25 protein-coding genes and 1 tRNA gene are annotated in these 23800 nt (G+C 53.1%); 24 read left to right on the top strand and 2 right to left on the bottom strand.

The features are described 5' to 3' along the window. Positions 1–17 precede the first annotated feature (17 nt). The 14 genes from ACLM7Z_RS11040 to ACLM7Z_RS10975 all read left to right on the top strand — a co-directional run bounded on the left by ACLM7Z_RS11040 (position 18) and on the right by ACLM7Z_RS10975 (position 12322). Positions 18–1169 (top strand): mannitol-1-phosphate 5-dehydrogenase, encoded by a 1152-nt coding sequence (locus ACLM7Z_RS11040; protein ID WP_273350546.1) that lies wholly within the window; start codon positions 18–20, stop codon positions 1167–1169. A 39-nt stretch (positions 1170–1208) separates the two neighbouring features. Beyond that, on the top strand, positions 1209–1466 hold the full coding sequence (locus ACLM7Z_RS11035) for an HPr family phosphocarrier protein (RefSeq protein WP_087021295.1): 258 nt from the start codon (positions 1209–1211) through the stop codon (positions 1464–1466). A gap of 339 nt (positions 1467–1805) precedes the next feature. Continuing rightward, positions 1806–1881: transfer RNA gene (locus ACLM7Z_RS11030), tRNA-Val, on the top strand. A 293-nt stretch (positions 1882–2174) separates the two neighbouring features. Beyond that, positions 2175–2378 carry a hypothetical protein gene (locus ACLM7Z_RS11025; protein WP_087021298.1) on the top strand — a complete coding sequence of 68 codons (204 nt, stop codon included), beginning with the start codon at positions 2175–2177 and terminating at the stop codon, positions 2376–2378. A 139-nt stretch (positions 2379–2517) separates the two neighbouring features. Then, positions 2518–2847: a (2Fe-2S)-binding protein gene (locus tag ACLM7Z_RS11020; protein ID WP_087021301.1), complete on the top strand. Its 330-nt coding sequence runs from the start codon at positions 2518–2520 to the stop codon at positions 2845–2847. A gap of 4 nt (positions 2848–2851) precedes the next feature. Next, on the top strand, positions 2852–4441 hold the full coding sequence (locus ACLM7Z_RS11015) for an FAD-dependent oxidoreductase (protein ID WP_087021304.1): 1590 nt from the start codon (positions 2852–2854) through the stop codon (positions 4439–4441). Beyond that, positions 4438–4776: a (2Fe-2S)-binding protein gene (locus ACLM7Z_RS11010; RefSeq protein ID WP_087021307.1), complete on the top strand. Its 339-nt coding sequence runs from the start codon at positions 4438–4440 to the stop codon at positions 4774–4776. Before ACLM7Z_RS11015 ends, ACLM7Z_RS11010 begins: the two co-directional genes overlap by 4 nt. After that, complete coding sequence (locus ACLM7Z_RS11005; RefSeq protein WP_087021310.1) at positions 4769–5896, top strand: NAD(P)/FAD-dependent oxidoreductase; 1128 nt, start codon at positions 4769–4771, stop codon at positions 5894–5896. Before ACLM7Z_RS11010 ends, ACLM7Z_RS11005 begins: the two co-directional genes overlap by 8 nt. A gap of 25 nt (positions 5897–5921) precedes the next feature. Continuing rightward, positions 5922–7070, top strand: a complete 1149-nt coding sequence (locus tag ACLM7Z_RS11000) for a tyramine oxidase subunit B (RefSeq protein WP_242969857.1) — start codon at positions 5922–5924, stop codon at positions 7068–7070. A 13-nt stretch (positions 7071–7083) separates the two neighbouring features. Then, positions 7084–8247: an iron-containing alcohol dehydrogenase gene (locus tag ACLM7Z_RS10995; RefSeq protein ID WP_087021316.1), complete on the top strand. Its 1164-nt coding sequence runs from the start codon at positions 7084–7086 to the stop codon at positions 8245–8247. Between the two features lie 320 nt (positions 8248–8567). Then, the gene (locus ACLM7Z_RS10990; protein WP_435645022.1) at positions 8568–9698 is read left to right on the top strand and encodes a tyramine oxidase subunit B; all 1131 of its coding nucleotides are present in this window, start codon (positions 8568–8570) and stop codon (positions 9696–9698) included. A gap of 21 nt (positions 9699–9719) precedes the next feature. Further along, a complete protein-coding gene (locus tag ACLM7Z_RS10985) occupies positions 9720–10544 on the top strand; it encodes a helix-turn-helix domain-containing protein (protein WP_435645021.1) in 825 nt (274 codons plus the stop codon). Positions 10545–10555: 11 nt separating this feature from the next. Further along, on the top strand, positions 10556–10906 hold the full coding sequence (locus tag ACLM7Z_RS10980) for a P-II family nitrogen regulator (RefSeq protein ID WP_087021324.1): 351 nt from the start codon (positions 10556–10558) through the stop codon (positions 10904–10906). Between the two features lie 15 nt (positions 10907–10921). Continuing rightward, positions 10922–12322, top strand: a complete 1401-nt coding sequence (locus tag ACLM7Z_RS10975) for an APC family permease (RefSeq protein ID WP_435645020.1) — start codon at positions 10922–10924, stop codon at positions 12320–12322. A 97-nt stretch (positions 12323–12419) separates the two neighbouring features. Here ACLM7Z_RS10975 and ACLM7Z_RS10970 read toward each other — a convergent pair whose 3' ends face one another. Together ACLM7Z_RS10970 and ACLM7Z_RS10965 are read right to left on the bottom strand one after the other, a co-directional pair. Continuing rightward, entirely contained in the window at positions 12420–12977 is a 558-nt protein-coding gene (locus ACLM7Z_RS10970; RefSeq protein WP_435645019.1) for a phosphatase PAP2 family protein, read from the bottom strand. A gap of 10 nt (positions 12978–12987) precedes the next feature. Beyond that, entirely contained in the window at positions 12988–13485 is a 498-nt protein-coding gene (locus ACLM7Z_RS10965; protein ID WP_435645018.1) for a COG2426 family protein, read from the bottom strand. Positions 13486–13867: 382 nt separating this feature from the next. On the opposite strand from ACLM7Z_RS10965, the gene ACLM7Z_RS10960 reads away from it, so the two are divergent. The 10 genes from ACLM7Z_RS10960 to glmM all read left to right on the top strand — a co-directional run bounded on the left by ACLM7Z_RS10960 (position 13868) and on the right by glmM (position 23691). Then, entirely contained in the window at positions 13868–15058 is a 1191-nt protein-coding gene (locus ACLM7Z_RS10960; RefSeq protein ID WP_435645017.1) for a PLP-dependent aminotransferase family protein, read from the top strand. Between the two features lie 27 nt (positions 15059–15085). Further along, positions 15086–16216: an MraY family glycosyltransferase gene (locus ACLM7Z_RS10955; RefSeq protein WP_087021339.1), complete on the top strand. Its 1131-nt coding sequence runs from the start codon at positions 15086–15088 to the stop codon at positions 16214–16216. Positions 16217–16233: 17 nt separating this feature from the next. After that, positions 16234–17382, top strand: coding sequence for a non-hydrolyzing UDP-N-acetylglucosamine 2-epimerase (gene wecB, locus ACLM7Z_RS10950; protein WP_087021342.1), 1149 nt, complete (start codon positions 16234–16236; stop codon positions 17380–17382). A 15-nt stretch (positions 17383–17397) separates the two neighbouring features. After that, positions 17398–18213: a hypothetical protein gene (locus ACLM7Z_RS10945; protein ID WP_435645016.1), complete on the top strand. Its 816-nt coding sequence runs from the start codon at positions 17398–17400 to the stop codon at positions 18211–18213. A gap of 59 nt (positions 18214–18272) precedes the next feature. Beyond that, positions 18273–18695, top strand: coding sequence for a GNAT family N-acetyltransferase (locus ACLM7Z_RS10940; protein WP_087021348.1), 423 nt, complete (start codon positions 18273–18275; stop codon positions 18693–18695). Continuing rightward, complete coding sequence (locus ACLM7Z_RS10935; RefSeq protein ID WP_087021351.1) at positions 18692–19948, top strand: aminotransferase class I/II-fold pyridoxal phosphate-dependent enzyme; 1257 nt, start codon at positions 18692–18694, stop codon at positions 19946–19948. The genes ACLM7Z_RS10940 and ACLM7Z_RS10935 overlap by 4 nt, the downstream gene beginning before the upstream one ends. A gap of 103 nt (positions 19949–20051) precedes the next feature. Beyond that, positions 20052–20552 carry a crossover junction endodeoxyribonuclease RuvC gene (gene ruvC, locus ACLM7Z_RS10930; protein ID WP_087021354.1) on the top strand — a complete coding sequence of 167 codons (501 nt, stop codon included), beginning with the start codon at positions 20052–20054 and terminating at the stop codon, positions 20550–20552. Between the two features lie 35 nt (positions 20553–20587). Next, entirely contained in the window at positions 20588–21205 is a 618-nt protein-coding gene (gene ruvA, locus ACLM7Z_RS10925; RefSeq protein WP_087021357.1) for a Holliday junction branch migration protein RuvA, read from the top strand. 16 nt (positions 21206–21221) lie between these two features. Beyond that, entirely contained in the window at positions 21222–22274 is a 1053-nt protein-coding gene (ruvB, locus tag ACLM7Z_RS10920; RefSeq protein ID WP_087021360.1) for a Holliday junction branch migration DNA helicase RuvB, read from the top strand. Positions 22275–22347: 73 nt separating this feature from the next. Further along, a complete protein-coding gene (gene glmM / locus ACLM7Z_RS10915) occupies positions 22348–23691 on the top strand; it encodes a phosphoglucosamine mutase (RefSeq protein ID WP_087021363.1) in 1344 nt (447 codons plus the stop codon). The last annotated feature ends 109 nt before the right edge of the window (positions 23692–23800 follow it).

Genomic DNA, 23800 nt, shown 5'->3' with positions numbered 1-23800 from the left:
AAAGGAGCGAATATATCATGAAAACAGCCATTCAATTTGGCGCCGGAAATATCGGCCGCGGTTTTATCGGTGCACTGCTCTCGCAGGCAGGCTACCATGTCATCTATGCGGACGTAAACCAGGCGGTTATCGATAAGATCAATGCAGACGGCAAGTACACCGTACATGTCATGGACGTTGCGTGTCAGGATATCCCGATTACTGACATCAGCGGCATCAATTCGACGACCCCGGAGATGGTTGATGCACTGGCAGAGGCTGATCTCGTAACTACCGCAGTTGGTCTGGTTATTCTGCCGCGCATTGCCCCGACGATCGCACAGGGTATCGCCAAGCGTAAGGCACAGGGCTGCACGCAGGCGCTGAACATCATCGCCTGCGAGAATGCAATCCGTGCAAGCTCTCAGCTCAAGGAAGCCGTTTACGGCGCACTGAGCGAAGAGGATCGCGCATATGCGGACGAATATGTCGGTTTCCCGGACTGCTCGGTAGACCGCATTGTCCCACCGGTTAAGAGCGAAAACTTCATCGACGTTGTAGTAGAAAACTACTATGAGTGGAACGTGGAAAAGGCATCGTTCAAGGGTGAAATCCCGGAAATCGCGGGTATGAATCTGGCCGAAAATCTGATGGCTTATATTGAACGCAAGCTGTTTACACTGAATACCGGTCATGCGATTACGGCATACTTGGGTACGCTCAAGGGCTACAGCACCATTGACGAAGCCATTGCTGACGAGAAGATTTATGAAATCGTTCATGCGGCAATGACGGAGAGCGGCGACGGCCTGATCCGCAAACACGGGTTTGATGCAGAGGCACATTACCACTACATCGACAAGATCATCGGACGCTTTAAGAATCCATATCTGAAGGACGATGTGACCCGTGTCGGCCGTGAGCCGCTGCGCAAGCTGAGCCCGACAGATCGACTCACCAAGCCGATGATGACCGCGTATGGCTATGGCCTGCCAGTAGATCATCTGATCCTCGGCATGGGCGCAGCTTTGAAGTACAACAACCCGGACGATGCTCAGAGTGCAGAAATGCAGAACAAGCTCAAGGAGCACGGACTGATTGCTGCTATTCAAGAGATCACCGGCATCACAGATGCTGAATTGGTTGGCCGCATTGTCAATGCGTATGATACGGTCGCATCACAGATCTAACTGATATATTTATTTATCGACGGAAAAGGAGAAAAGATTATGACTAGCTTTACCTACACGTTAACCGATCCGGAAGGTTTCCACGCACGTCCGGCTGGCCTGTTTGTCAAGGAAGCAAAGAAGTTCCCGTGCACCACGACGGTCATTAAGGGCGACAAGCGCGCAGATGCACGCAAGATGTTTGGCCTGATGGGTCTTGGCATCAAGGGCGGAGAGACCATCACCATTACCACCGAGGGTGAGCAGGAAGCAGAAGCTGCTGCTGCACTCGAAGCATTCATGAAGGCAAATCTGTAATTTCCAAGTTTTAGCCCACTCTATCTATTTTATCTATTCTATACTCCGGCGCATCCTGTTCTGTGGTGCGCCGGAACAAAAAAACAACATCTTGGCAGTCATATATGCAGCTGCAAACAATTTTTACTGGAGCAGATATCAATATGAAGGAACTATGGAACAATGGAACAACGTACAAATAAATGGCTGTATGGTTGATCGCTGGGATGATGATATTAAGCCGCCGGGGTGAGTTGCTCAGGCGGCTTGATTTTATTTTTACAAATTTTAAAAAATTTTTATTTTTATTATTGACATTACAGGGAAGTCCTGATATAATAATTCTCGCAGCAAAGAGATGGACACTTAGCTCAGTTGGTAGAGCATCCGCTTGACGTGCGGAAGGTCAGCGGTTCGAGACCGTTAGTGTCCACCAGTTAAAAAGCCTTGAATCATTTAGATTCAAGGCTTTTTTGCGCGTTGTTTTGTGTTTGGATGGAAATTGCGTTGCAAAATCGGCATGTTCATTTTTGTTCATTCTCGTTCGGGTTTGCCACATCATGCACACATATTTCAAAAACAGGGGTCAAAAGTGGGTCATTGGAGAGCTGCGTATCTCCTGCGCTGTGTCCTGTCGCTTCTGCGCTTTCCATTTCATCTTTCCTGTGTTATAATTTTCATGAAGTTTACAACAGGGTGGATGAAAAGCGAGAGACAGGGGGAACAATGATGCTGACAAAAGAAATGCGGGACGCAATGGAAGACCAGCTGCATCTCTATATGCAGATTGCTGCGAGATGTGTGGAGGAAGAGAATCTGACGGACGCGAAAGCCTACTTCCATAGGTATGAGGGCGCAGTGGAAACATTGTATGCGATGGGACTGGTGTCTGAAGTGGAAGGAGCGAGATGGTTGGCTGATTTTTGGCCCTGAACGCGTTGTATCGTTTTTTACAAGACATTCCGTATGACCTGCTGGTATAATACAGGCAGTTCAAAAAAATAGAGAACAGCCAAAGAAGTCTGTGCACAAACTGCGCAGGCTTTTTTTGCGTATTTTAGGAGGTTTTACTATGGCCGGACGTATTGCAGAGCACCCAATTCTGGGGAAACAGGAAAAGGGCCGCATCGTAACATTTACATACAACGGCAAACCCATGCAGGGATATGAAGGCGAGCCGATTGCAGCCGCACTGAAGGCTGCCGGCGTGATGATTCACCGATATACCAAGAAACAGCACAAGCCGCGAGGCATTTTTTGTGCCATCGGACGGTGTACTGACTGCGTCATGGTGGTAAATGGGAAGCCGAATATCCGGACATGCGTAACACCTCTGGAAGAGGGCATGACTGTTCAGACACAGTACGGCGTATCCGCTCAGCCGGATGGACAGGAGGGATAAACAAATGAAACGATATGATTTAATCATTGTAGGTGCAGGCCCTTCTGGTTTGTCTGCGGCAATTGAAGCGGCAAAGCGCGGCGCGGATGTCGTCGTGTTCGACGAGAACGCAAAGCCGGGCGGACAACTGTTCAAGCAGATTCACAAGTTCTTTGGCTCCAAGGAGCATCACGCAAAGATCCGGGGCTATCGCATTGGCGAGGAACTGCTGGAGGAAGCAGAGAAGGCTGGTGTACGGGTTGTCCTGAATGCGACGGTCATCGGACTGTATCAGGATAAAGAGATCGTCGTGCGCATCGGCGAGCAGGTTGTTCATTACAAAGCAGATGCGATTATCATCGCAACCGGCGCTTCGGAAAATATGGTCACCTTCGACGGCTGGACATTGCCGGGCGTCATCGGCGCAGGCGCCGCACAGACCATGATGAATCTGCATGGCGTCAAGCCGGGCGAGAAAGTCTTGATGCTCGGCTCTGGCAATGTCGGCCTGGTCGTCAGCTTCCAGCTGATGCAGTGCGGCTGTGATGTGGTTGCGCTGGTTGATGCAGCGCCGCGCATTGGCGGATATGGCGTACATGCGGCAAAGGTAGCACGCACCGGTGTGCCGTTCTATCTGTCGCATACGATTGTCAAGGCGGAGGGCGAAGACCATGTCACCGGCGTCACCATCGCAGAGGTTGACAGCTCATTCCAGTTTATTCCGGGCACTGAAAAGCATTTCGATGTCGATACCATTTGTCTGGCAGTCGGTTTGTCGCCGATGTCTCAGCTGCTCAAAATGGCAGGCTGTGCGATGGAAGATAACCCGAAGCGGGGCGGACAGGTTCCGCTGTGCAATGATCTCGGCGAGACCTCGCTGCCGGGTGTCTTTGTTGCAGGCGATGTCTCCGGCATTGAGGAAGCCAGCTCCGCGATGATTGAAGGTCGTATGGCTGGCATTTCCGCCTCCTGCTATCTGGGATACATGGATGAATCGGAGCGCGATGCCGAGCATCAGAACTTAATGCATGCGCTGGATGGCCTGCGTCAGGGCATGTTTGCCCCGAAGAACAAGGGCAAGGTGCTGACCGAGACCGAAGAGGGCATTGCGATTTCTACCAACCTGCTGCGCCATGGTTATCTGACCGATGAAGAAGTCGAGCAGTATCCGGGCGTCACGCATCGCGTTGGCATCCATCCGGTTATGGAGTGCTCGCAGAATATCCCGTGCAACCCGTGTCAGGATGCGTGCCCGAAGAAATGTATTAAAATCGGTGAGAAGATCACCTCTCTGCCCGCAGTAGATGAAACGGCAACCTGTATTGGTTGCGGCATGTGTGTGGCTTCCTGCTCCGGTCAGGCGATCTTCCTTGTAGATGAAACCTATGAGCCGGGCTATGCGACCGTTACACTGCCGTATGAATTCCTTCCGCTGCCGAAGGCAGGGGACAAGGGCATGGCGCTCAGCCGCAGCGGCAAGGCATGCTGTGAAGCAGAGGTGGTATCCGTCAAGTCTGCTCCGGCGTTTGACCATACCAACCTGCTGACAATTAAGGTTCCGGTCGAAATGGCAATGAAGGCGCGTTTTTATCGCGCAGATGAGGTGGCAAAATGAACAGTATCAATGATAGATCGCGTGATATCGGGCCATTTGTCCCGAAGCCGGATGATGACCGCATCATCTGCCGCTGTGAGGAGATCACGCAGGGTGAAATTCGCCGTGCTGTACACGATGGTATGTGGACACTGACTGAGATCCGGCGCTATCTGCGTACCGGTATGGGTTTGTGTCAGGGTCAGACCTGTGCGAAGCTGGTCAAGAGCATTGTCGCACGTGAGTTGAAGGTTTCTCCGGCAGAGCTGGAACCGGCAACCAGCCGCGCGCCCATGCGCCCGATTGAAATGCGGGTTTTTGCAAATGAATCCGAGGAGGTCGAAGACAATGCGTAATTGTGCAGATGTCATCATTGTCGGCGGCGGTGTCATCGGCTGCGCGACAGCATATTATCTGGCAAAGGCAGGCAGCAGCGTCATTGTGCTGGAGGGCAGTGACCACATCGGCAATGGCGGTTCCAGCCGCAATGGCGGCGGCGTCCGTCAGTCCGGACGCGATCCACGTGAGCTTCCGCTGGCGATTTACGGCATCCGCAACCTGTGGCCGACGCTGTCTGAGGAGTTGGAGGTTGACTGTGAATATCATCAGGACGGAAATCTCCGCCTTGGCAAGAACGAAACACATGCAAAGATTCTGACCAATCTGGCCGATAAGGCAAGAGCCTGTGGCCTGGATGTTCGCATGATTGACGGCGACGAGGTTCGTCAGATCAACCCATATCTCTCCCATGAAGTTACGGTTGCGAGCTGGTGCCCGACCGATGGCCATGCAAACCCGCTGACTACGACACTTGGCTTTTATAAAATGGCGCGCCGCCTTGGTGTCCGCTTCATCACAGGAGAAAAAGCCGTTCGCCTGAAGAAAATTCGAGGCAAACTGCGCCAGGTTATCACGGAAAATAACGTATACGAAGGCGATCAGGTTCTGCTTGCAGCGAGCCTGCACAGCCGGGAGCTTGCCGGAACCGTCGGCATTGATATTCCCATGACGTCTTCGCTGCTGGAAGCGCTGGTCACTGAAGCGCAGCCGCATATGTTTGACCAGATGCTGGGCACGGCAGAGGCAGACTTTTATGGCCATCAGACCAAGCATGGTTCGTTTGTATTCGGTGGTTCCTCCGGTTTGGAACCGTTTAACAAGGATAACGGCACACCGGTTACGAGCAGCAAGACCGCACCTTGTATCTGCCGCGGCATTATGAAGTATTTCCCCGATCTGGCAGATGCGAAGATTGTTCGCACCTGGGCGGGCTGGAGTGATAAGTCTGCTGACGGCGTCCCGGTGCTCGGCGCAGTCGAGGAGGTTCCGGGACTGGTTCTGGCCTGTGCCTTCACCGGACACGGCTTTGGCATTTCTCCGGCAGTCGGCGAACAGCTTGCAAAACTGATGCTGACCGGAAAGACGGATGTTGACCTGACGCCGCTGCGGTATGACCGTTTCAAGGCAAAGATTTAATCCAGCGGACAGGAGTGAAACCAGATTGAAAGTAGATTTTTTATACCTGAATGAAAAAGATATGATCGAAGCCGGCGTGTTGGATGCCGAAAAATGCATTGAAACGATGCGCGATACGATTTCTCTGTTCGGAAAAAAGGACTATCTGCTCGGCGGCCCAAAGGCAGACGAGCACGGGCTTCAGGTCAATTTCCCGGGTAAATCCGACATTGAGAATTTCCCGCTGGATGATGGCCCGGATCGTCGCTTTATGGCGATGCCGGCCTATCTGGGCGGCCGTTTCCACATCGCCGGCCAGAAATTTTACGGTTCTAATAACCATAACCTGCGCATCGGCCTGCCGCGCTCCATCCTGATGGTCACGCTGGCAGATGTCGATACCGGTGCGCCGGTCGCATATATGTCTGCAAACCTGCTGAGCGCCATGCGCACCGGTGCCATGCCTGCGCTGGCGGCGTCCTATCTGGCACGCAAGGATTCCAAGGTTATCTCCCTGATCGGCCCCGGCGTCATCAACAAGTGTGCGTTTATGTGCTATATGAAGGTGCTCCCGAAACTGGACACCGTCAAGCTGCGCGGCAGTTCGGCCCATTCCAAATCCGCACACCGTATGGCAGACTGGATTCGTGCGGAATATCCGCAAATCAAGAATATTATCTTCTGTTCCTCGTTGGAGGAGGCATGCCGCGATGCGGATATCGTGAGCGAAGCGATGTCCGTCACCAAGACTGACATGGAGGAATTCAAGCTGGATTGGTTCAAAAAGGGCGCATCTGTATTCTCTATGGGCAGCTTTTTTGCAAAGGAATATGACAAATTTCTCGATACAACGATGGTTGTCGACAACTATGGCATGTATGAAAAGTACATGAAGAATTTCATCGCACGCGGCCCGGTCGATGACTTGGGCAACAAGCGTGAGTGGTGCATCATGGGCATGCACTTTGTCCATCTCGTAAACAGCGGAAAGGCAAAGCGCAGCGATGTGCTCGATCTGGCGGATATGGTAAACGGTATTACACCGGGGCGCACATCCGACGATGAGATTGTTATGTGCAGCATCGGCGGCATGCCGCTGGAAGATCTGTCCTGGGGCTATGACTGCTATCAGGCAGCAAAGGAAAAGGGACTCGGCACTGTGCTCAACCTCTGGGATGAGCCGTATCTGAAATGACGGAGGAATACAAATGAATTCGTTTCGATTTTGCGTACCGACTGATATCCGGTTCGGCGAGGGACAGATTTCCTGCCTGCCGGAGGAGCTCGGTAAATACGGAAAAAATGTCCTGCTGGTATACGGCGGCGGCAGCATCAAGCGCAGCGGCTTATACGACACAATTCAGGAGCTGCTGAAGGACTTCAATCTCTTTGAGTTGTCCGGCATTGAGCCGAACCCGAAGATTACCTCCGTCCGCAAGGGTGTGGCGCTGTGTCGGGAACACAGCATTGATGTCATTTTGGCAGTCGGCGGCGGCAGCTGTATCGACGCGTCCAAGAATATCGCCTGCGGCGCATATTACGACGGCGATCCGTGGGATCTGGTCATCGACCGCAGCAAAATGACAAAGGCACTGCCGATTGCAGTTGTCCTCACTATCTGTGCGACCGGCTCAGAGATGAACTGCGGCGCAGTCATCAGCAACGAGGAAACGCATGAAAAGCTGGAAATTGCGGGTGATATCCTGTATCCGGCCCTGTCGGTCTGTGACCCGACTTATTTGTATACGCTTCCCGCAAGACAGACGGCGGCAGGCACGGCGGATATCATGTCCCATGTGTTTGAGCAATATTTTCAACCATATGACGGCGCGTATCTGACCGACCGATTCTGTGAGAGCGTGCTCAAGACCTGCATCCATTATGCACCGATTGCGTTGGCAGAGCCGGACAATTATGAAGCGCGTTCCAATCTGATGTGGTCGAGCACCATCGGCCTCAACCATCTGCTGACAGTCGGCAAGGGCGGCGCATGGTCATGCCACGCGATGGAACACGAACTGAGCGCCTATTACGACATCACCCACGGCGTCGGTCTTGCCATTGTAACGCCTGCATGGATGCGCTATGTCCTGTGTGACAGAACCGAAGCGCGTTTTGCGATGTATGCGAGAAATGTCTGGGGCATCACCGAACCGGACGACCGCGCGGCGGCAGAACAGGGCATTGCCCGCACGGAAGAATTTTTCCAGTCGCTTGGCCTGCCGTCCACGCTGCGTGAGGTCGGCATTGGCCCGGAAAAATTTGAGGAAATGGCCGCAGAAGCGGTGCGCACCAGCGGCATTGCCACACGCTCCTATTATCATCTCCAGCCGGAGGATGTTGTAAAGATTTACGAAAGCTGCCTGGGATGACTGGCAGAGTATCGATTTTTACAAGACAAACAGGCGGACCGGTGGTATAGTATAGACAGTTCAGAAAGCTGCGAACAGTCAAGGATGCCTGTGCACATGCATGGGCATTTTTGCGTATTTCTACCTGTGTTTATCCTCAAAAAGCAGTAGACAAAGCGAGAAATCGATGGTTTTTGAATGAAAATGTAAAAAAATGCCGTAATTGGCATGACAACGCGATACAATGTATGGTATACTGTATGTGACAATGGCGTCGGCAGAAAGCTGCTGACGCCTCTTTTTTGGTGATACGGTATATCGTCCGGACAGGAGGATTTTCAATGGACACCAAAATCAGTTTCAAGTACCTGAGCGAACAGGACATGATCGAAGCAGGCGTTATGAACATGGACGAATGCGTTGAGGTCATGGAGGATATGCTGCTGACACTCAACCGCGGCGACTATGTGATGGGCGGACAGAATCACAATTCGCACGGCTGCATGGTCACATTCCCGGATGATCCGCAGTTCCCGGGCATGCCGAAAAACGGTGACGACCGCCGTTTTATGGCAATGCCGGCATACCTCGGCGGCAAATATCAGATGGCGGGCATGAAGTGGTACGGCTCCAATGTAGAAAACAAGAAGAAGGGTCTGCCGCGCTCCATCCTGATGATGATGCTCAACGACAAGGACACCGGCGCACCGCTCGCTCTGATGTCCGCGAATCTGCTGAGCTGCTACCGCACCGGCGGCATTCCAGGTGTCGGCGCGAAGTATCTGGCGCGTAAGGATGCCAAAACAGTCGCCGCAATTGGCCCGGGCGTTATGGGAAAGACCTCGCTCGCCGCATTCATGAGTGTTCGTCCAGGCATTGATACGGTCAAGGTCAAGGGACGCGGCCAGCGTTCGCTGAATTCCTTTGTTGATTTTGTTAAGGAAAACTATCCGCAGATCAAAAATATTGTCATCTGCGACACGATTGAAGAAGCTGTCCGCGATGCTGATATCATCAGCATGACAACCTCTGTCGGCAATAAGGAAGCGGAATTCCCGTACATCGATGAATCCTGGATCAAAAAGGGTGCGCTCATCAGCATGCCGTCTGCGGCGCGCTTTGAGGAGGATTTTCTCGTCAACCGCTGCAAGAAGGTTGTGGACAACTGGAAGCTGTACGAGGCTTGGGAAGAGGAATATCCGTATCCGACCTATGACCAGCTTCAGATTATCGGCACCAAGTTTACTGATCTGAAGCATCTGGGTAAGATTACACGCGACGAGATCATCGATATCACCGATATTATCACCGGAAAGGCCGAGGGTCGCAAGAATGATGATGAAATTATCATTTATTCGGTTGGCGGCATGCCGGTAGAGGACATTGCCTGGGGTGCTACGGTCTATCGCAATGCCCTCAAAAAGAACATCGGCGTGACACTCCCGCTGTGGGATGCCCCGACGATGGCATAAATTGTTAAAGGAGCTGATGCTATGCGCAGGAAGCAGATCCATGTGCTGACACCGAGACAGCCGTTTCTCGCCATGCATACCGATACATATAAAAAAATCGTTGTGGAAGACGCGGGAATTTCGCATTTTTACGAATTTACCGTCAATGGTGGGACGCCGCCCGATGTACAGGCCGTCCCGGACGGGAGTGTCGATCTCCTGTTCAGCATCAGCGGACATGATATCCGTACCGTCATCGGCGGTACGGTACTCAAGGTAAAAAAATGGCCGATTGACGAGCAGCGCCTTCATTTCGGCGTGCGCTTTCAGCCCGGTGAGTGCGTGCTTCCGGCAGGCTTGTCCATCAAAAACGTTGTCAACGCCGATATCGAGCTGGATACCACTGCAATACTCGGCGAAGATTATGTGGAACGGCTTGCATCCTGTCGGGATGCGCGGGAGCGTGCGCTGTGCTTCCTGCGGTGGTATGCATCCAAGGCTGCGGCACAGTCCGAGCAGCAGGATCCGGCACACCGGCTGGAATTTTATCTCCGCAGCCGGATTTACGAGAGCCGGGGCAATGTCACGATACAAGAGCTCGCACAGGAAACCGGCTATTCCGAATGCTATATCCGCCGGATCTTCAACAGTATCCACGGAATATCTCCAAAAGTGTTTGAACGTTTTGTGCGATTCCAAAATGCGCTCGATCTCATGCGCCGCAGGACGCTTACACTGGAACAGACTGCGCTGGAATGTGGTTATTATGACCAGTCTCACATGGTAAAGGATTTCAAAAGTTTTTCAGGCGTCACGCCGGAGCGGTATCAGTCCATTATGGTTCCGGTCGATGAGAGCAGAATCTAGGAGGTTTCATCATGAGTTTATCTAAAATTGAAGTCATCACCCAAATCGCAAAAATGAATGGCCTGAAGGCAGCGCTCAGCAAATGCGGTGTCGGCGGCATGACAGTAACACAGGTACTCGGCTGTGGCGTAGAAAAAGGTTCTCTGGAATACGCTGTCGAGGAAAATGAGGAGATGGAGCTTCTCCCGAAGCAGCTCATCAGCATTGTCGTTGAGACCGAAAAGGTGACGAAAATCGTCGAGGTAATCAAGCAGGAGCTGTATACCGGACACATTGGCGACGGCAAGATTTTCGTATATAAAATAGACAATGCAATCCGTGTCAGAACCGGCGATGAGGGCACGGATGCACTGCATAAATAACAGGAGGCGGTGAATATGGAAAAGAAACTCGGCCTTGGCAGTGTCGTTTCGATTTCTGTCGGCCTGGTCATTGCGACCAGCTGTCTGGTTTCCCTCGGACAGGGCGCAGGCACCATCGGCGTTGTGTTTATTTTCGCCATGATTATCGCGTGTCTGCTGAATATGACGACGGTCGCCTCGCTTTCCGAGCTGAACGCGCTGATGCCAAACACGACCGGTGGACTGGCACAGTACACGCTGGTCAGCATGGGGCCGTTCCCGACGCTGATTTCGATGGTCGGCGGCTATCTGATCTGCAATACGCTGTCCTGTGGCGTTGAAGCATCGATTTTCTCCTATGCAATGGCACAGACGTTTACATTTCCGATTCCCAGTGTTGGCTATGCACTGATTATGTCAGTTATCGTCATGATTGCCAATCTGTATGGCATCGATATGTTCGCCAAGATTCAGAATCTCGTCGCATTTCTGCTGGTCGGTTCCATGGTTGTCATGGGTATCATCGGCGCGCTCGGTCTGGGCACCGGTACGCAGGTCGATCAGCCATATTATATGGCGTCCAATCTGTCGGAAATCGTCCCGATGACGGCGGTTGCGTTCTGGCTGTTCATCGGCGCAGAATACGTCATTCCGGTCTCCAAGGATGTAAAAAACGCAAAGCGCAATGTGCCGCTCGGCATGATTATCGGTCTGATTTTAATTTGCGCGATGCAGTCCATCATGGTGTTTGGCTTCCACAATTACACGGCATGGGATGACCTGGCCAATTCTGCCGCGCCGCACCTGCTGTACGGTGAAAACCTGCTCGGCAGTGTAGGCAAGACCTGGATGACGCTGGTTGCAGCACTTGCAGTCATCAGCACGCAAAATTCCACGGTCAATGGTCTCGCCAGCATCTGTCAGGGCATGGCGAAGATGAACATGATGCCGCAGGTCTTTGCGAAGACCAACAAGCACAACGTTCCGTATGTCGGCGTTATTTTCATCAGCGTTTCGATTGCGATCTTTGCCGTACTCAGTGACAGCTCGTCCGATATGATTTCGTTCCTGATTCTGGTCGGTTCCGTGTTCTGGATGGTCTCCTACATCCTCGCACACATTGATGTCCTGATCCTGAGAAAGCGTCTGCCGAAAGCACCGCGGTCGTTTAAATCGCCCATGGGTATCGCTCTCCAGATTATTGGCATCGTAGGAACCGTCTATATGATCCTCAATATCTCTACTGACCCGACCGAACGCATGCAGATCTGGGTATTAACCGGTGTCACCTTCCTCATCCTGGCGATCTATGCATTCTTCTGGATTAAATACAAGATGAAACGCCCGGTATTTAAGAGCATTCCGCTGCCAGAGGTTATGGCGATGGAAAACGATCTGTATTATGCAATCCGCAAAAACAGAGGAATCTGGCGATAAAATTTCCCCGCCAGATAAAAACGGCTTATCTGCACGTACAGATAAGCCGTTTTGCGTATCATTTGAGTTTTATCATCTGCGTGCCGCTGAAACGCTCTCACGCGGATGGATCGGGATGTATGCACGTCAACAGGCGGCTGCTGAGGCGCGGCGTCAGGACAATGCCGACGCACAAGCCAAGTGCAATCCCTGTGAGCACATCGGTGGGGAAGTGTACATAACAGTACAGACGGGAAAATGCAATCAGTGCCGCAAGGATGTATGCGGCGATGCCCGCCCTTCGATCATGGAAGAACAGCGCGGTTGCAGCTGTGAACGAGGATGCGGAGTGTCCGGACGGGAAGGAGTATGTGGTCGGCAGTGCCAGAAGTATATCTGCAATCGGCTGCTGTACACAGGGGCGTTCCCTTGTGAACAGATGCTTGAGAAGGCCTTCTCCAAGAAGCGCAGTGACGGCGAGACAGACGAGCATGCAGATTCCACAGCGCCGCGTTTTGGGGAAACAAAGCAGGATAATGCCAAGTGCAATCCAAAATATGCCTGCATCGCCCAGATGGGTCACCAGCTTGAAAAAGCCATCGAAAAAATCGTTGCGCATGTGCGCCTGAATCCAGTATAACAGTGAAAAGTCGAGGGAAGTAATGGCTGCTGTCATGGCGTCTCCCTCATGCAAACAGCTGGAACAGTCCGACCACGCCGCGCGAGCCGATGGTCATGATAATACCGGCAGTCAGCACGCCGCAGATAACAGCAGCGAAGGCCTTTTTCGGCGGGACATCGAGCAGGGCAGCAATCAGTGAGCCTGACCATGCGCCGGTACCCGGCAGTGGAATGCCCACAAATGCCCACAGACCGTAAAAGGCATATTTCTGGATGGTTGTCGACTTGGACATCAGCCGCGCCTCGTACCAGTTTGTGAGGCGTGACAGCATCGGCAGTGTCTTGAGCCATGCGATCAGCTTTTCGCCGAATATCAGGATGAACGGGATGGGAATTAGATTTCCGACAATGCTCAGCGCGAGTACGTTGAGCCATGGCAAGCCGAAGGCTGTGCCCACGATGACCGAACCGCGCAGTTCAATGAGCGGAATCATCGATACAATAAGTACAGCGCCATAGGCGCTGATATGCTCGGTAAAAAAGCGAAAAATCGTGTCTATCATGCGTTAGAGTTCCTTTCATAAGAATAAGACAGAATCATTACCACGATAGTATACCACAAATACCATTGGGCAGAAGTACCAAATCGTTAATTTTTTGAAAAAACTGTGTCTGCTGTGTATTTATGAGGGATAAAACGGACAGGAAGGCTGCGCAGACAGGAGAATATATGCCGTTGTTGTTACACCCTGCATACATTTGGAAGGAAAAACGGTTGATTTCACCAGTGACGCGTGCAGAAAACCACAAAACCTTCCCGAAAAATTCACAGGAGCAGTGTCCATGCAGTTGCAAGAAACGCTGTATTGTGATAAAATCAACCAGGAACGTTTTATTTTCGGTGAAAGAGAATAAAACGCATATATATGATAGGAGAGATCGATTATGGAATACAAAATTGCCAGCCACATTGCGGAAATGAAGCCCTCTGCAATCCGTGAAATTTTCAAGGTTCTCGCAGATCCGGACGTTATTGCACTGTCCGCAGGTGAGCCGGATGCGGTATCTCTGCCCCAGAAGGAAATGGCAGAGATCGGCGCAGAAATCTTTGCAAACCAGGCTGCGGCAGCACTGCAGTATGGTATGACGGAAGGCTACCAGCCGCTGCGCGACCTGACCAAGAAGCGCATGCGCGAAAAATACAACATCGGCACGGACGACGATGAGCTGATCATCACGACCGGCGGCCAGCAGACCATCAGCCTGTTTACGCAGACGATGATCAACAAGGGCGATACCATTATCTGCGAGGGTCCGAGCTTCATCGGTGCGCTCAACGCATTCCGCAGCTTCGGCGCGAACCTCAAGAGTGTTCCGATGGATGACGAAGGCATGCGCATGGACAAGCTGGAGGAAGTTCTTGCCACCACCGAGCGTGTCAAGTTCATCTATGTCATCCCGACCTTCCAGAACCCGACCGGACGCACCATGTCGCTGGAGCGCCGCCGTCAGCTGCTGGAGCTTGCGAAAAAGTATGACGTCCTGATTCTGGAGGACAATCCGTATTTCGAGCTGCGCTATGAGGGTGAGCCGGTTCCCACCATCAAGTCGATGGATACCGAGGGCCGCGTCGTTTATGCGGGTTCCTATTCCAAGGTGCTGTCTCCCGGCATGCGTATCGGTTACTGCATTGCGAACAAGGAGATTATTAACCGCATGGTCGTCTGCAAGCAGGTCAGCGATGTACATACCAACCTGTACTTCCAGATGCTCGTTGCCGGATATCTGGAGCGCTTTGACCTCGACGCGCACATTGCCGATATGTGCAAGCTGCACAAGGAGAAGCGTGACGCGATGCTGAATGCCTGCGAGAAATATTTCGACAAGCGCGTGACATATACCCATCCGAACGGCGGCCTGTTCATTTGGTGCGAACTGCCGGAGGGCTATGACAGCTTCAAGCTGTGCCAGCTCATCACGGAGAAAAAGGTTGCCTGTGTTCCGGGCAATGCGTTCTCTGTCGACGAGAGCGCCGTATGCAATGGCTTCCGCATGAATTTCTCGAAGCCGAGTCTGGAACAGATCGAAACCGCATGCGCACGCATCGGCGAGGCCATGCAGGAGTTTCTGAAGTAACCGAGTTGATCGGTTCAGAGGTATGTTATGGATGAAGTATATCTGGTTGTCGTCCGGGTGCTGATCGCATTTTTTGCTGCGGGCATTCTTTCGTTTGCCCTCACACCGCCGGTCAAGCGCCTGGCGCACCGCATCGGTGCGATTGACGTCCCGAAGGATGCGCGCCGCATGCACAAAAAGCCGATCCCGCGGCTGGGCGGTCTTGCGATTTATCTCGCATTTGTCGTCGTATGCATCCTTTTTGCCGAAAAAAGTGTGCAAAATCTGACGATCTTCCTTGGATCGGCAGTGATTGTCGTCCTCGGTATTTTTGATGACCGAAATGCACTCGGTGCAAAATTCAAGTTTTGCATTCAGCTGGTTGCAGCGGCCATTCCAGTCGTATTCGGCAATCTGCGTATCGAGTTGATTACCAACCCCAATCTGTTGAGCGATAATTTATATCTTGAATTCGGCGTGCTGTCCATCCCGATTACGATCATCTGGATTGTTGCAATCACCAATGCGGTCAATCTGATTGATGGTCTGGACGGTCTGGCGGTTGGCGTGTCTGCGATTGCCTGCATGACCATGCTGGCAGTATCGCTGCTCATCGGCGAAATCGAAATTGCAATTCTTCTCGCCGCACTTGCCGGCTCGTGCGTCGGCTTTATGCCGTATAATCTCAACCCGGCGAGCATCTTTATGGGCGATACGGGTTCCACCTTTTTGGGCTTTATGCTGGCAACGCTGTCCATTCAGGGCATGTTCAAGGTCTATGCGATTATTTCATTTGCCGTTCCGTTCCTGATTCTCGGCCTGCCGATTTTCGACACGGCATTTGCCATCCTGCGCCGCGTTCTGTCCGGACGCAGCCCGCTGTCCCCGGATCGCGGACATGTACACCATCGCCTGATGGACATGGGTTTCAATCAGAAGCAGGCAGTTGCAATCCTGTATGCGATTGCAACTGTGCTTGGCTTGCTGGCAGTGGTCCTGACAACATCCGGTGAGCTGCGCGCCATCGTGCTGGTTGCCGTTGTCATTCTCACGATTGTCATTGGCGGCGGCGTATATCTGTCCTCTTCACGCCAGAAAATGCGCCGCCATGAGCAGCAGCTTCAGGAAGAACTCCAGAAGCGAGAGCAACACACGGATTTCCCGGAACAGAAATCGTGACTGCGGAGGAAAACAGAATGAAAACAATCAAAGTTATGACCGTTTTCGGCACGCGGCCGGAGGCGATTAAGATGGCGCCGCTCGTGCATGAGCTGGAGCGCACAGAAGGTGTCGAGTCGATTGTCTGCGTCACGGCGCAGCACCGGCAGATGCTCGACCAGGTCATGGATATTTTCCACCTCAAGGCGGACTATGATCTGGATATCATGCAGCCGCGTCAGACCCTTGCAACGATCACCACGAAATCGCTCACCGGTCTGGACGAAGTTTTGGAGCAGGCAAAGCCGGACATCGTTCTGGTCCACGGCGATACGTCTACGACGTTCGCGGGTGCACTTGCGGCATTTTACCACAAAATCCCGGTCGGACATGTCGAGGCCGGTCTGCGCACGTTTGATAAATACTCCCCATTCCCGGAGGAGATGAACCGTAAGCTGACCGGACAGATTGCCACCCTGCATTTTGCCCCGACCGAACGCAATCGCAGAAATCTGGCGGCAGAGGGCATTACGGACGGCGTTATTGTATGCGGCAACACCGTCGTCGATGCCATCCATTCGACGGTCAATCCGTCCTTCCGTTTTCGCGATGAAACACTGGAGCATTTGGATTATCAAAACCGCCGCGTGATTCTGGTCACGGCGCACCGCCGCGAAAATTACGGCGAGCCGATGGAAAATATCATGCGCGCGCTGCGCCGCCTTGCAGACGCCTATGAGGATATTGATATCGTCTATCCAGTGCATCTCAGCCCATATGTGCGCGAAACTGCGGCAAACTATCTGTCCGGTCACGCACGCATCCATCTGATCGAGCCGCTTTCGGTCGATGAGATGCACAATCTGATGGGACGCAGCTATATGGTGATGACCGATTCCGGCGGATTGCAGGAAGAGGCGCCCAGTCTGGGCAAGCCAGTACTCGTCCTGCGCCGTGAAACCGAACGGCCGGAGGCCATTGAGGCAGGTACCGTTCGTCTCGCCGGTGTGGAAGAAGAGACCATCTATTCGATGGCATGCACGCTGCTGGATGACAACATGGAATACCAGAAAATGGCACATGCGGTCAATCCGTACGGTGACGGTCAGACTTCGCGCCGCATTGTGCAGATGATCCGGCATTATTTCGGACAGATTTCCGAGCTGCCGGATGAATTCCGTCCGTAACGGGAGCGTCAGAAAATGACAGAAAAACCAACGGAACAACCGGAAACACAGGCTGCACCTAATAAATCCGTAAAAAAAATAACGCCACGCCGTGCGGCGTGGGTGGTTTTTCTTGCAGCAATCGCGCTCGCAGTGTTCTGCGCTGCGGCATTGCCGGGCAGCAGCTCCGCCGGCATTGTACTCCCGGAGGGAAGCGGCGCGGATATGCATGATGTGATTACCGAGCAGACACAGTATCAACTGACAAGTGCAGATATCACAAAGGAAAACGTGCAGCAGGTGGTTGCAAGCCTCGCCCGGCCGGAGTCGTATTCTGCATCGGTCACCAATACGCTGTACTGGAACGGTGCATGGAAGGAAATCCATGCGATGCAGTATGTGCGGGACGGCGTGTGTCTGACGGAATATGATGACGCAGACGGCACTGCTGAGCGCTTTGAAGCGGTCAAAGGCGGCAGCTATTTTGCATGGCAGCGTACTGGTTCTGCGCAATACACCGGTGCAACCGGCACGGTCACATCCGATGATCTCAGCATGATTCCGACCTATGAAACATTGGTTGCGGAAGACCCGCAGGAAATCACGGAGGCAGGTCTGCGTACAGTTGGCGGTGTGTCATGTATTTATGCAACGGTCACGGATGCGGAAACCGGCTACAGTCTGACCTATTGGATTTCAGCGGTCAGTGGCTTGCTGATTCAGGCGGATTATACGCGCGGCAGTGAGCTTGTGCGCAGTGTAGTCGTCGATGAGATGGAGCAGGAACAGCCGTCTGCATCGCTGTTTGTCATGCCGGACGGTACATCCCTGTTGCCAGAGGATACTGAATAACAAAAAAGGACGGATTGCAGCAATGCGCCGTCCTTTTTGACGGAACCGGGAGGATTTTTATGGATTGTATCTGGAGCAGGTATGGTGAGCTTCCGCCGGAGGCGGCGCATATCCGCGAAGCGGTATTTATGCAGGAACAGGGCTTTTGCAGTGAATTCGACGAGCTGGACGGGCAGAGCTACCATCTGCTGCTCCGTCGGAATGGCAAGGCAATTGGCACGGCGCGTCTGTTTTCCGATGGAAGCAATCACAACATGCATATCGGGCGTGTGGCAGTACTCCGTGAGGAGCGCGGAGGCGGAAGCGGATCGGCGCTTTTGACGGCGTGCTGCGAAAAGGCACGCGCACTGGGCGCGCAGCGTTTGGTGCTCGGTGCACAGTGCCGTGCAATGAAATTTTATGAAAAAAACGGGTTCCAGCCGTTTGGCGAATGCTATGACGACGAAGGATGCCCGCATCAGATGATGGAGAAGAAATTATGAATTATTTGGATATTTCACCCGAAGTGCGTCAGCTTGGATGCGACGCAGAAAAAGCCATTCGCCCTCTGTTTGACCGCATTGATGAGATCAGTGAGCGCAATACGGAAAAGGTTCTCGCAGCATTTTCCAAAAATCGTGTCGGCGAGAGTATGTTTGCAGGTACGACCGGTTATGGCTATGACGATCAAGGCCGCGATACGCTCGACAAAATTTATGCCGATATTTTCGGAACAGAGGCGGCTCTGGTGCGCATTGGCTTTGTCAACGGCACGCATGCGCTGTGCTGCGCGATGTTTTCCGCTGTCAAAACCGGAGATGTCGTGCTGTCCGCGACCGGACCGGCATATGACACGTTGATGAATACCATTACCGGTGACATGGCAGGCAGCATGAAGCAGTACGGCATCGGCTATCGCCAAGTGGAGATGAAGTATGGTCTGCCGGACATCCCGGCCATTGTGGAAGCAGCCACAGCCCCCGACGTCAAACTGGTCTTTATCCAGCGCAGTAAGGGATATGCCGTGCGTGAGACATTGTCCTGTGAGCAGATCGGAGAGGTCTGCTCGGCAGTCCGTGCGGCAAATCCGAACGCTGTCATCATGGTCGACAACTGCTATGGCGAATTTGTCGAAGAAATTGAGCCAACTCAGGTCGGTGCAGACATCATTGCCGGTTCCTTGATTAAGAATCCGGGCGGCGGACTTGCGCCGACGGGCGGCTATATCGCAGGCAGAAAGGATCTCATTGAAAACGCGTCCTACCGTTTGACTGCACCGGGTATCGGCGGCGAGTGCGGCTGCACAATGGGGCAGAATCGTCTGTTGTATCAGGGCCTGTTCCTTGCACCGCATACAACTGCACAGGCGCTCAAGACCGCAATTTTCTGTGCTAAAGTCATGCAGATGATGGGCTTTGAGGTGCATCCGCTGCCGGAAGAGACCAGACATGATATTATCCAGACAATTGCGTTCGGCGCACCTGAGCCGCTGTGCAAATTCTGCGAGGGCATTCAGGCCGGCGCACCGGTTGATTCCTACGTGACGCCGGTTCCGTGGGATATGCCGGGTTACGATGATCCGGTTATTATGGCAGCCGGCGCATTTGTACAGGGCGCGTCCATTGAACTGTCTGCGGATGCGCCGATGCGCGAGCCATATGTCTGCTATATGCAGGGCGGTCTGACATATCCTTCCGGCAAGGCAGGCATCCTGCTCGCTGCTGAGCGCATCCGCCGCGCCGGGTACGGTGTGTAATGTGCAATCTGCACTTTTTCCGGCGGCAGAAGCGGGAATTTCTTGTGATATCGGGCAAGTTGTGGTACACTAATGGTACAGCATGCGGAAGCAGGAGGGATATATGATTATTCTGGGGATTGACCCGGGCTATGCCACTGTCGGTTATGGCGTCGTGCAGTATGAACGCGCACAGTTCACGCATATCCGCCACGGTGCGATTACCACACCCGCCGGCATCCCGCTGCATCTGCGGCTGAAAGAAATTTATGACGATATGCTGACTCTTCTGGACACATTCCATCCGGATGCGGTTGCAGTGGAGGAGCTGTTTTTTAATACCAATATCACGACCGGCATTCAGGTCGGTCATGCCCGAGGGGTGATTCTGCTTGCCTGTGCACAGAGAGGCATTGCGCCGGCAGAATATACGCCCTCGGAGGTCAAGCAGTCCGTCGTCGGCTATGGGCGTGCCGAAAAGCGCCAGGTGATGGAGATGACGCGCGTCATGCTGAAGCTGCCGCGCATGCCGCGCCCGGATGATGCTGCTGACGCGCTTGCGCTGGCCATTTGTCATGCACATGCCGCCGGTTCTCAGCTGACCAGGCAGAAACTGGGGCTGTAACAGCCCTACCCCTCGGAACGGAAAAGGAGTCATCTTTGTTTTATTATGTGGAAGGCACAGTTGCGCTGATTGAGCAGGAGCTTGCCGTCATCGATTGCGGCGGCGTCGGCTATGCGTGCAGGACATCGCAGAATACGTGCGCCGCATTGCAATGCGGCAAAAAAGCGCGCTTATATACCTATCTGAGCGTGCGGGAGAGCGCCTGTGACCTGTACGGTTTTGCCGAAATGGAAGAGCTCAATTGTTTTAAAATGCTGCTTGGTGTTTCCGGCGTAGGCCCGAAGGCTGCACTTGCCATTCTGAGCAGTGCGCCCCCGAGCCAGCTTGCGCTGTCTATTATTACAGGAGATACCAAATTTCTGACACGCGCACCCGGCATCGGCAAGAAAATCGCACAGCGCATCTGTCTGGAACTCAAGGACAAGCTTGCCAAGGAACAGGAGAACATTGGTGCAGGCTCCGGTCTCGTCATGACGGCTGCTGCGGCGCCGGAAGGCACGGCAAATGCTGTGAGCGAGGCGGTTTCCGCGCTTATGGTGCTCGGCTATTCCCAGGCAGAAGCCATGCAGGCGATGGAAGGGCTGCCGGTTTCTGACGATTTGTCCGCAGAGGATCTCATTCGCGCCTGCCTGAAAAAGCTGGCGGCGCAGTAACTGAGGAAACAACCCTATGAGTATTGAATTTGACGATAATTTTTCTGACCGTATCGTGACGTCATCACAGACGCCGGAGGATGAAAGTGAACCGTCCCTCCGTCCAAAAACGATGGCGGAATACATCGGACAGACCAAGGCAAAGGATAACCTGTCGGTGTTTATCGAAGCGGCCCGCCGCCGCGGTGAACCTCTCGACCATGTGCTGCTGTACGGCCCGCCGGGTCTTGGCAAAACCACGCTGGCAGGCATTATTGCAAACGAGATGGATGTCAACATCCGTGTCACCAGCGGCCCGGCAATTGAAAAGGCAGGGGATCTGGCAGCGCTGCTGACCAATCTCAGCGAAAATGATATTTTGTTTATCGATGAAATCCACCGTCTTAATCGAAGCGTGGAGGAGATTTTATATCCTGCGATGGAGGATTATGCGCTGGATATTATCATTGGCAAAGGGCCGTCCGCACGTTCCATTCGTCTTGACCTGCCGAAATTTACGCTGATCGGTGCGACCACGCGTGCAGGTCAAATGACCTCACCGCTGCGTGACCGCTTTGGCGTCATGCTTCGGCTGGAGCTGTATTCGCCGGAAGAGCTGCAAATGATTGTTTCGCGCTCAGCAGATATTTTACAGGTCGAAGCCGATCCGGCAGGTACGTATGAAATTGCGCGCCGTTCGCGCGGCACGCCGCGTATTGCAAACCGTCTGCTCCGTCGTGTGCGTGACTTTGCACAGGTACAATTTGACGGTGTAATCACACAGAAGGCGGCAGATACCGCGCTGCGTGCGCTGGAAATCGACGAGCTTGGACTGGATTCGATTGACCGCCGCATGCTGCGCAGTATCATGACCACATTCGGCGGCGGCCCCGTTGGGCTGGAAACGCTTGCAGCAACGATTGGCGAGGAAGCTGTCACGTTGGAGGATGTATACGAGCCATATCTGATGCAGATCGGTTTTCTGAACCGCACCCCGCGCGGGCGCTGTGTCACAGCGTTGGCTTACGATCATCTCGACATCCGGCCGAACACGCCGCTGACACCGGATCAGCTGCGGTTTACCGATTAAACAGAAAATTCACATTGTGCGATATGTTTTTATATTCGGCACAGTATTTTATCAGATAGAAGGAGTTATGAACATGGGCAAGTATTTTGGAACAGATGGCATTCGCGGTGTCGTCAATGTCGAATTGGACGCACATCTGGCATTTAAGGTCGGGCGCGCCGTTGCATATGCATTGGCACAGCAGACCAACCACCGCACCAAAATTCTGATCGGCAAGGATACCCGCATTTCCTCCGATATGCTGGAAGCCGCGCTGATTGCCGGCATTTGCTCGTCCGGCACCGATGTCGAGTCGCTTGGTGTCATTCCGACGCCTGCTGTTGCGTATCTGACCATCAAGCATAAGGCAGATGCAGGCATTGTCATTTCCGCCTCGCACAATCCGTATGAACACAACGGCATTAAAATCTTCGCAGGCAGTGGCTACAAGCTCTCCGACGAACTGGAGGCCCGCATTGAAGAGTACATCGATCACGTGGAAAACCTGCCGCGTGCGACGCATGAACAGATCGGTCATGTCATCAAATCGGAGATTGATCCGGTAGAAGAATACACCGACTATCTCGCCGAGACCATCAATGGAGATCTGTCGGGTCTGCGTGTCGTTGTCGACTGTGCAAACGGCGCTTCGTCCGCAACGGCATCCCGTCTGTTCCGCAAGCTGAATCTCGATGCTTCCATCCGCTATTATGAGCCGGATGGCTGCAATATCAACGATCGCTGCGGTTCAACGCATCTGGAAGCGTTGCAGGAGCTTGTCCGTCAGGGCGGCTATGACGTTGGTATTGCTTTCGACGGCGACGCAGACCGCTGCCTGATTGTCGACGACAAGGGTGAGAAGCTGGATGGTGACCGTATTATGGCGGTTTGTGCAGCAGAACTCAAAAAGCAGCACAAACTGCGCGGCAATGCTTTCGTTGCAACCATCCTGTCCAATATGGGCCTGCATGCGTATGCCCGGGAACGCGGCATGGAAATCGTCTGCTCAGATGTCGGTGACCGCTATGTGCTTGAGAAGATGCTGGAAAACGGTTACATCCTGGGCGGTGAACAGTCGGGTCATATCATCTTCCTCGAATATGCCACCACTGGTGACGGTGAACTGACCGCCATCCAGTTCCTCAAAATGCTCAAGGACAGCGGTAAGCGTGCGTCTGAGATCGCATCTGAGGTTGTTCCGTGGCCGCAGATCATGATTAACGTACAGGTTCCAACGGCGCTCAAATATTCGATCTCTGACCGCCCAGAGGTTCAGGAGGCCATTGAGAAGGAGAAGCAGGGTCTTGGCGAAGGCCGCATTCTGGTTCGTCCGTCCGGTACCGAACCTCTGGTTCGCGTCATGGTCGAGGGCATGGACAAAACCCGGGTACACAATGCCGCTGAAGCAGTTGCAAAGGTAATAGAGTCTATTGTTTGATCACAATTTTGTGCAGAGAGGATGCAGAAATGTATCCTCTCTTTTGTATCTGCATAAAATAAGACACGGCATTTGGCGGAAACGCACAAAAAATATGAGTATATTTCGC

Origin of the sequence: Butyricicoccus porcorum (assembly GCF_051246315.1) — a bacterium.
Lineage (GTDB): Bacteria > Bacillota > Clostridia > Oscillospirales > Butyricicoccaceae > Butyricicoccus_A > Butyricicoccus_A porcorum.
Note: the sequence above shows the minus strand (reverse complement) of the source record. Positions and strands in the feature narration are given on the sequence as shown.

Bases quoted from the DNA above. Each gene is read 5' to 3' on its own strand.
- ACLM7Z_RS11040 (WP_273350546.1), top strand. From the start codon at position 18: ATGAAAACAGCCATTCAATTTGGCGCCGGAAATATCGGCCGCGGTTTT.
- ACLM7Z_RS11035 (WP_087021295.1), top strand. From the start codon at position 1,209: ATGACTAGCTTTACCTACACGTTAACCGATCCGGAAGGTTTCCACGCA.
- ACLM7Z_RS11025 (WP_087021298.1), top strand. From the start codon at position 2,175: ATGCTGACAAAAGAAATGCGGGACGCAATGGAAGACCAGCTGCATCTC.
- ACLM7Z_RS11020 (WP_087021301.1), top strand. From the start codon at position 2,518: ATGGCCGGACGTATTGCAGAGCACCCAATTCTGGGGAAACAGGAAAAG.
- ACLM7Z_RS11015 (WP_087021304.1), top strand. From the start codon at position 2,852: ATGAAACGATATGATTTAATCATTGTAGGTGCAGGCCCTTCTGGTTTG.
- ACLM7Z_RS11010 (WP_087021307.1), top strand. From the start codon at position 4,438: ATGAACAGTATCAATGATAGATCGCGTGATATCGGGCCATTTGTCCCG.
- ACLM7Z_RS11005 (WP_087021310.1), top strand. From the start codon at position 4,769: ATGCGTAATTGTGCAGATGTCATCATTGTCGGCGGCGGTGTCATCGGC.
- ACLM7Z_RS10995 (WP_087021316.1), top strand. From the start codon at position 7,084: ATGAATTCGTTTCGATTTTGCGTACCGACTGATATCCGGTTCGGCGAG.
- ACLM7Z_RS10990 (WP_435645022.1), top strand. From the start codon at position 8,568: ATGGACACCAAAATCAGTTTCAAGTACCTGAGCGAACAGGACATGATC.
- ACLM7Z_RS10985 (WP_435645021.1), top strand. From the start codon at position 9,720: ATGCGCAGGAAGCAGATCCATGTGCTGACACCGAGACAGCCGTTTCTC.
- ACLM7Z_RS10980 (WP_087021324.1), top strand. From the start codon at position 10,556: ATGAGTTTATCTAAAATTGAAGTCATCACCCAAATCGCAAAAATGAAT.
- ACLM7Z_RS10975 (WP_435645020.1), top strand. From the start codon at position 10,922: ATGGAAAAGAAACTCGGCCTTGGCAGTGTCGTTTCGATTTCTGTCGGC.
- ACLM7Z_RS10970 (WP_435645019.1), bottom strand. From the start codon at position 12,977: ATGACAGCAGCCATTACTTCCCTCGACTTTTCACTGTTATACTGGATT.
- ACLM7Z_RS10965 (WP_435645018.1), bottom strand. From the start codon at position 13,485: ATGATAGACACGATTTTTCGCTTTTTTACCGAGCATATCAGCGCCTAT.
- ACLM7Z_RS10960 (WP_435645017.1), top strand. From the start codon at position 13,868: ATGGAATACAAAATTGCCAGCCACATTGCGGAAATGAAGCCCTCTGCA.
- ACLM7Z_RS10955 (WP_087021339.1), top strand. From the start codon at position 15,086: ATGGATGAAGTATATCTGGTTGTCGTCCGGGTGCTGATCGCATTTTTT.
- wecB (WP_087021342.1), top strand. From the start codon at position 16,234: ATGAAAACAATCAAAGTTATGACCGTTTTCGGCACGCGGCCGGAGGCG.
- ACLM7Z_RS10945 (WP_435645016.1), top strand. From the start codon at position 17,398: ATGACAGAAAAACCAACGGAACAACCGGAAACACAGGCTGCACCTAAT.
- ACLM7Z_RS10940 (WP_087021348.1), top strand. From the start codon at position 18,273: ATGGATTGTATCTGGAGCAGGTATGGTGAGCTTCCGCCGGAGGCGGCG.
- ACLM7Z_RS10935 (WP_087021351.1), top strand. From the start codon at position 18,692: ATGAATTATTTGGATATTTCACCCGAAGTGCGTCAGCTTGGATGCGAC.
- ruvC (WP_087021354.1), top strand. From the start codon at position 20,052: ATGATTATTCTGGGGATTGACCCGGGCTATGCCACTGTCGGTTATGGC.
- ruvB (WP_087021360.1), top strand. From the start codon at position 21,222: ATGAGTATTGAATTTGACGATAATTTTTCTGACCGTATCGTGACGTCA.
- glmM (WP_087021363.1), top strand. From the start codon at position 22,348: ATGGGCAAGTATTTTGGAACAGATGGCATTCGCGGTGTCGTCAATGTC.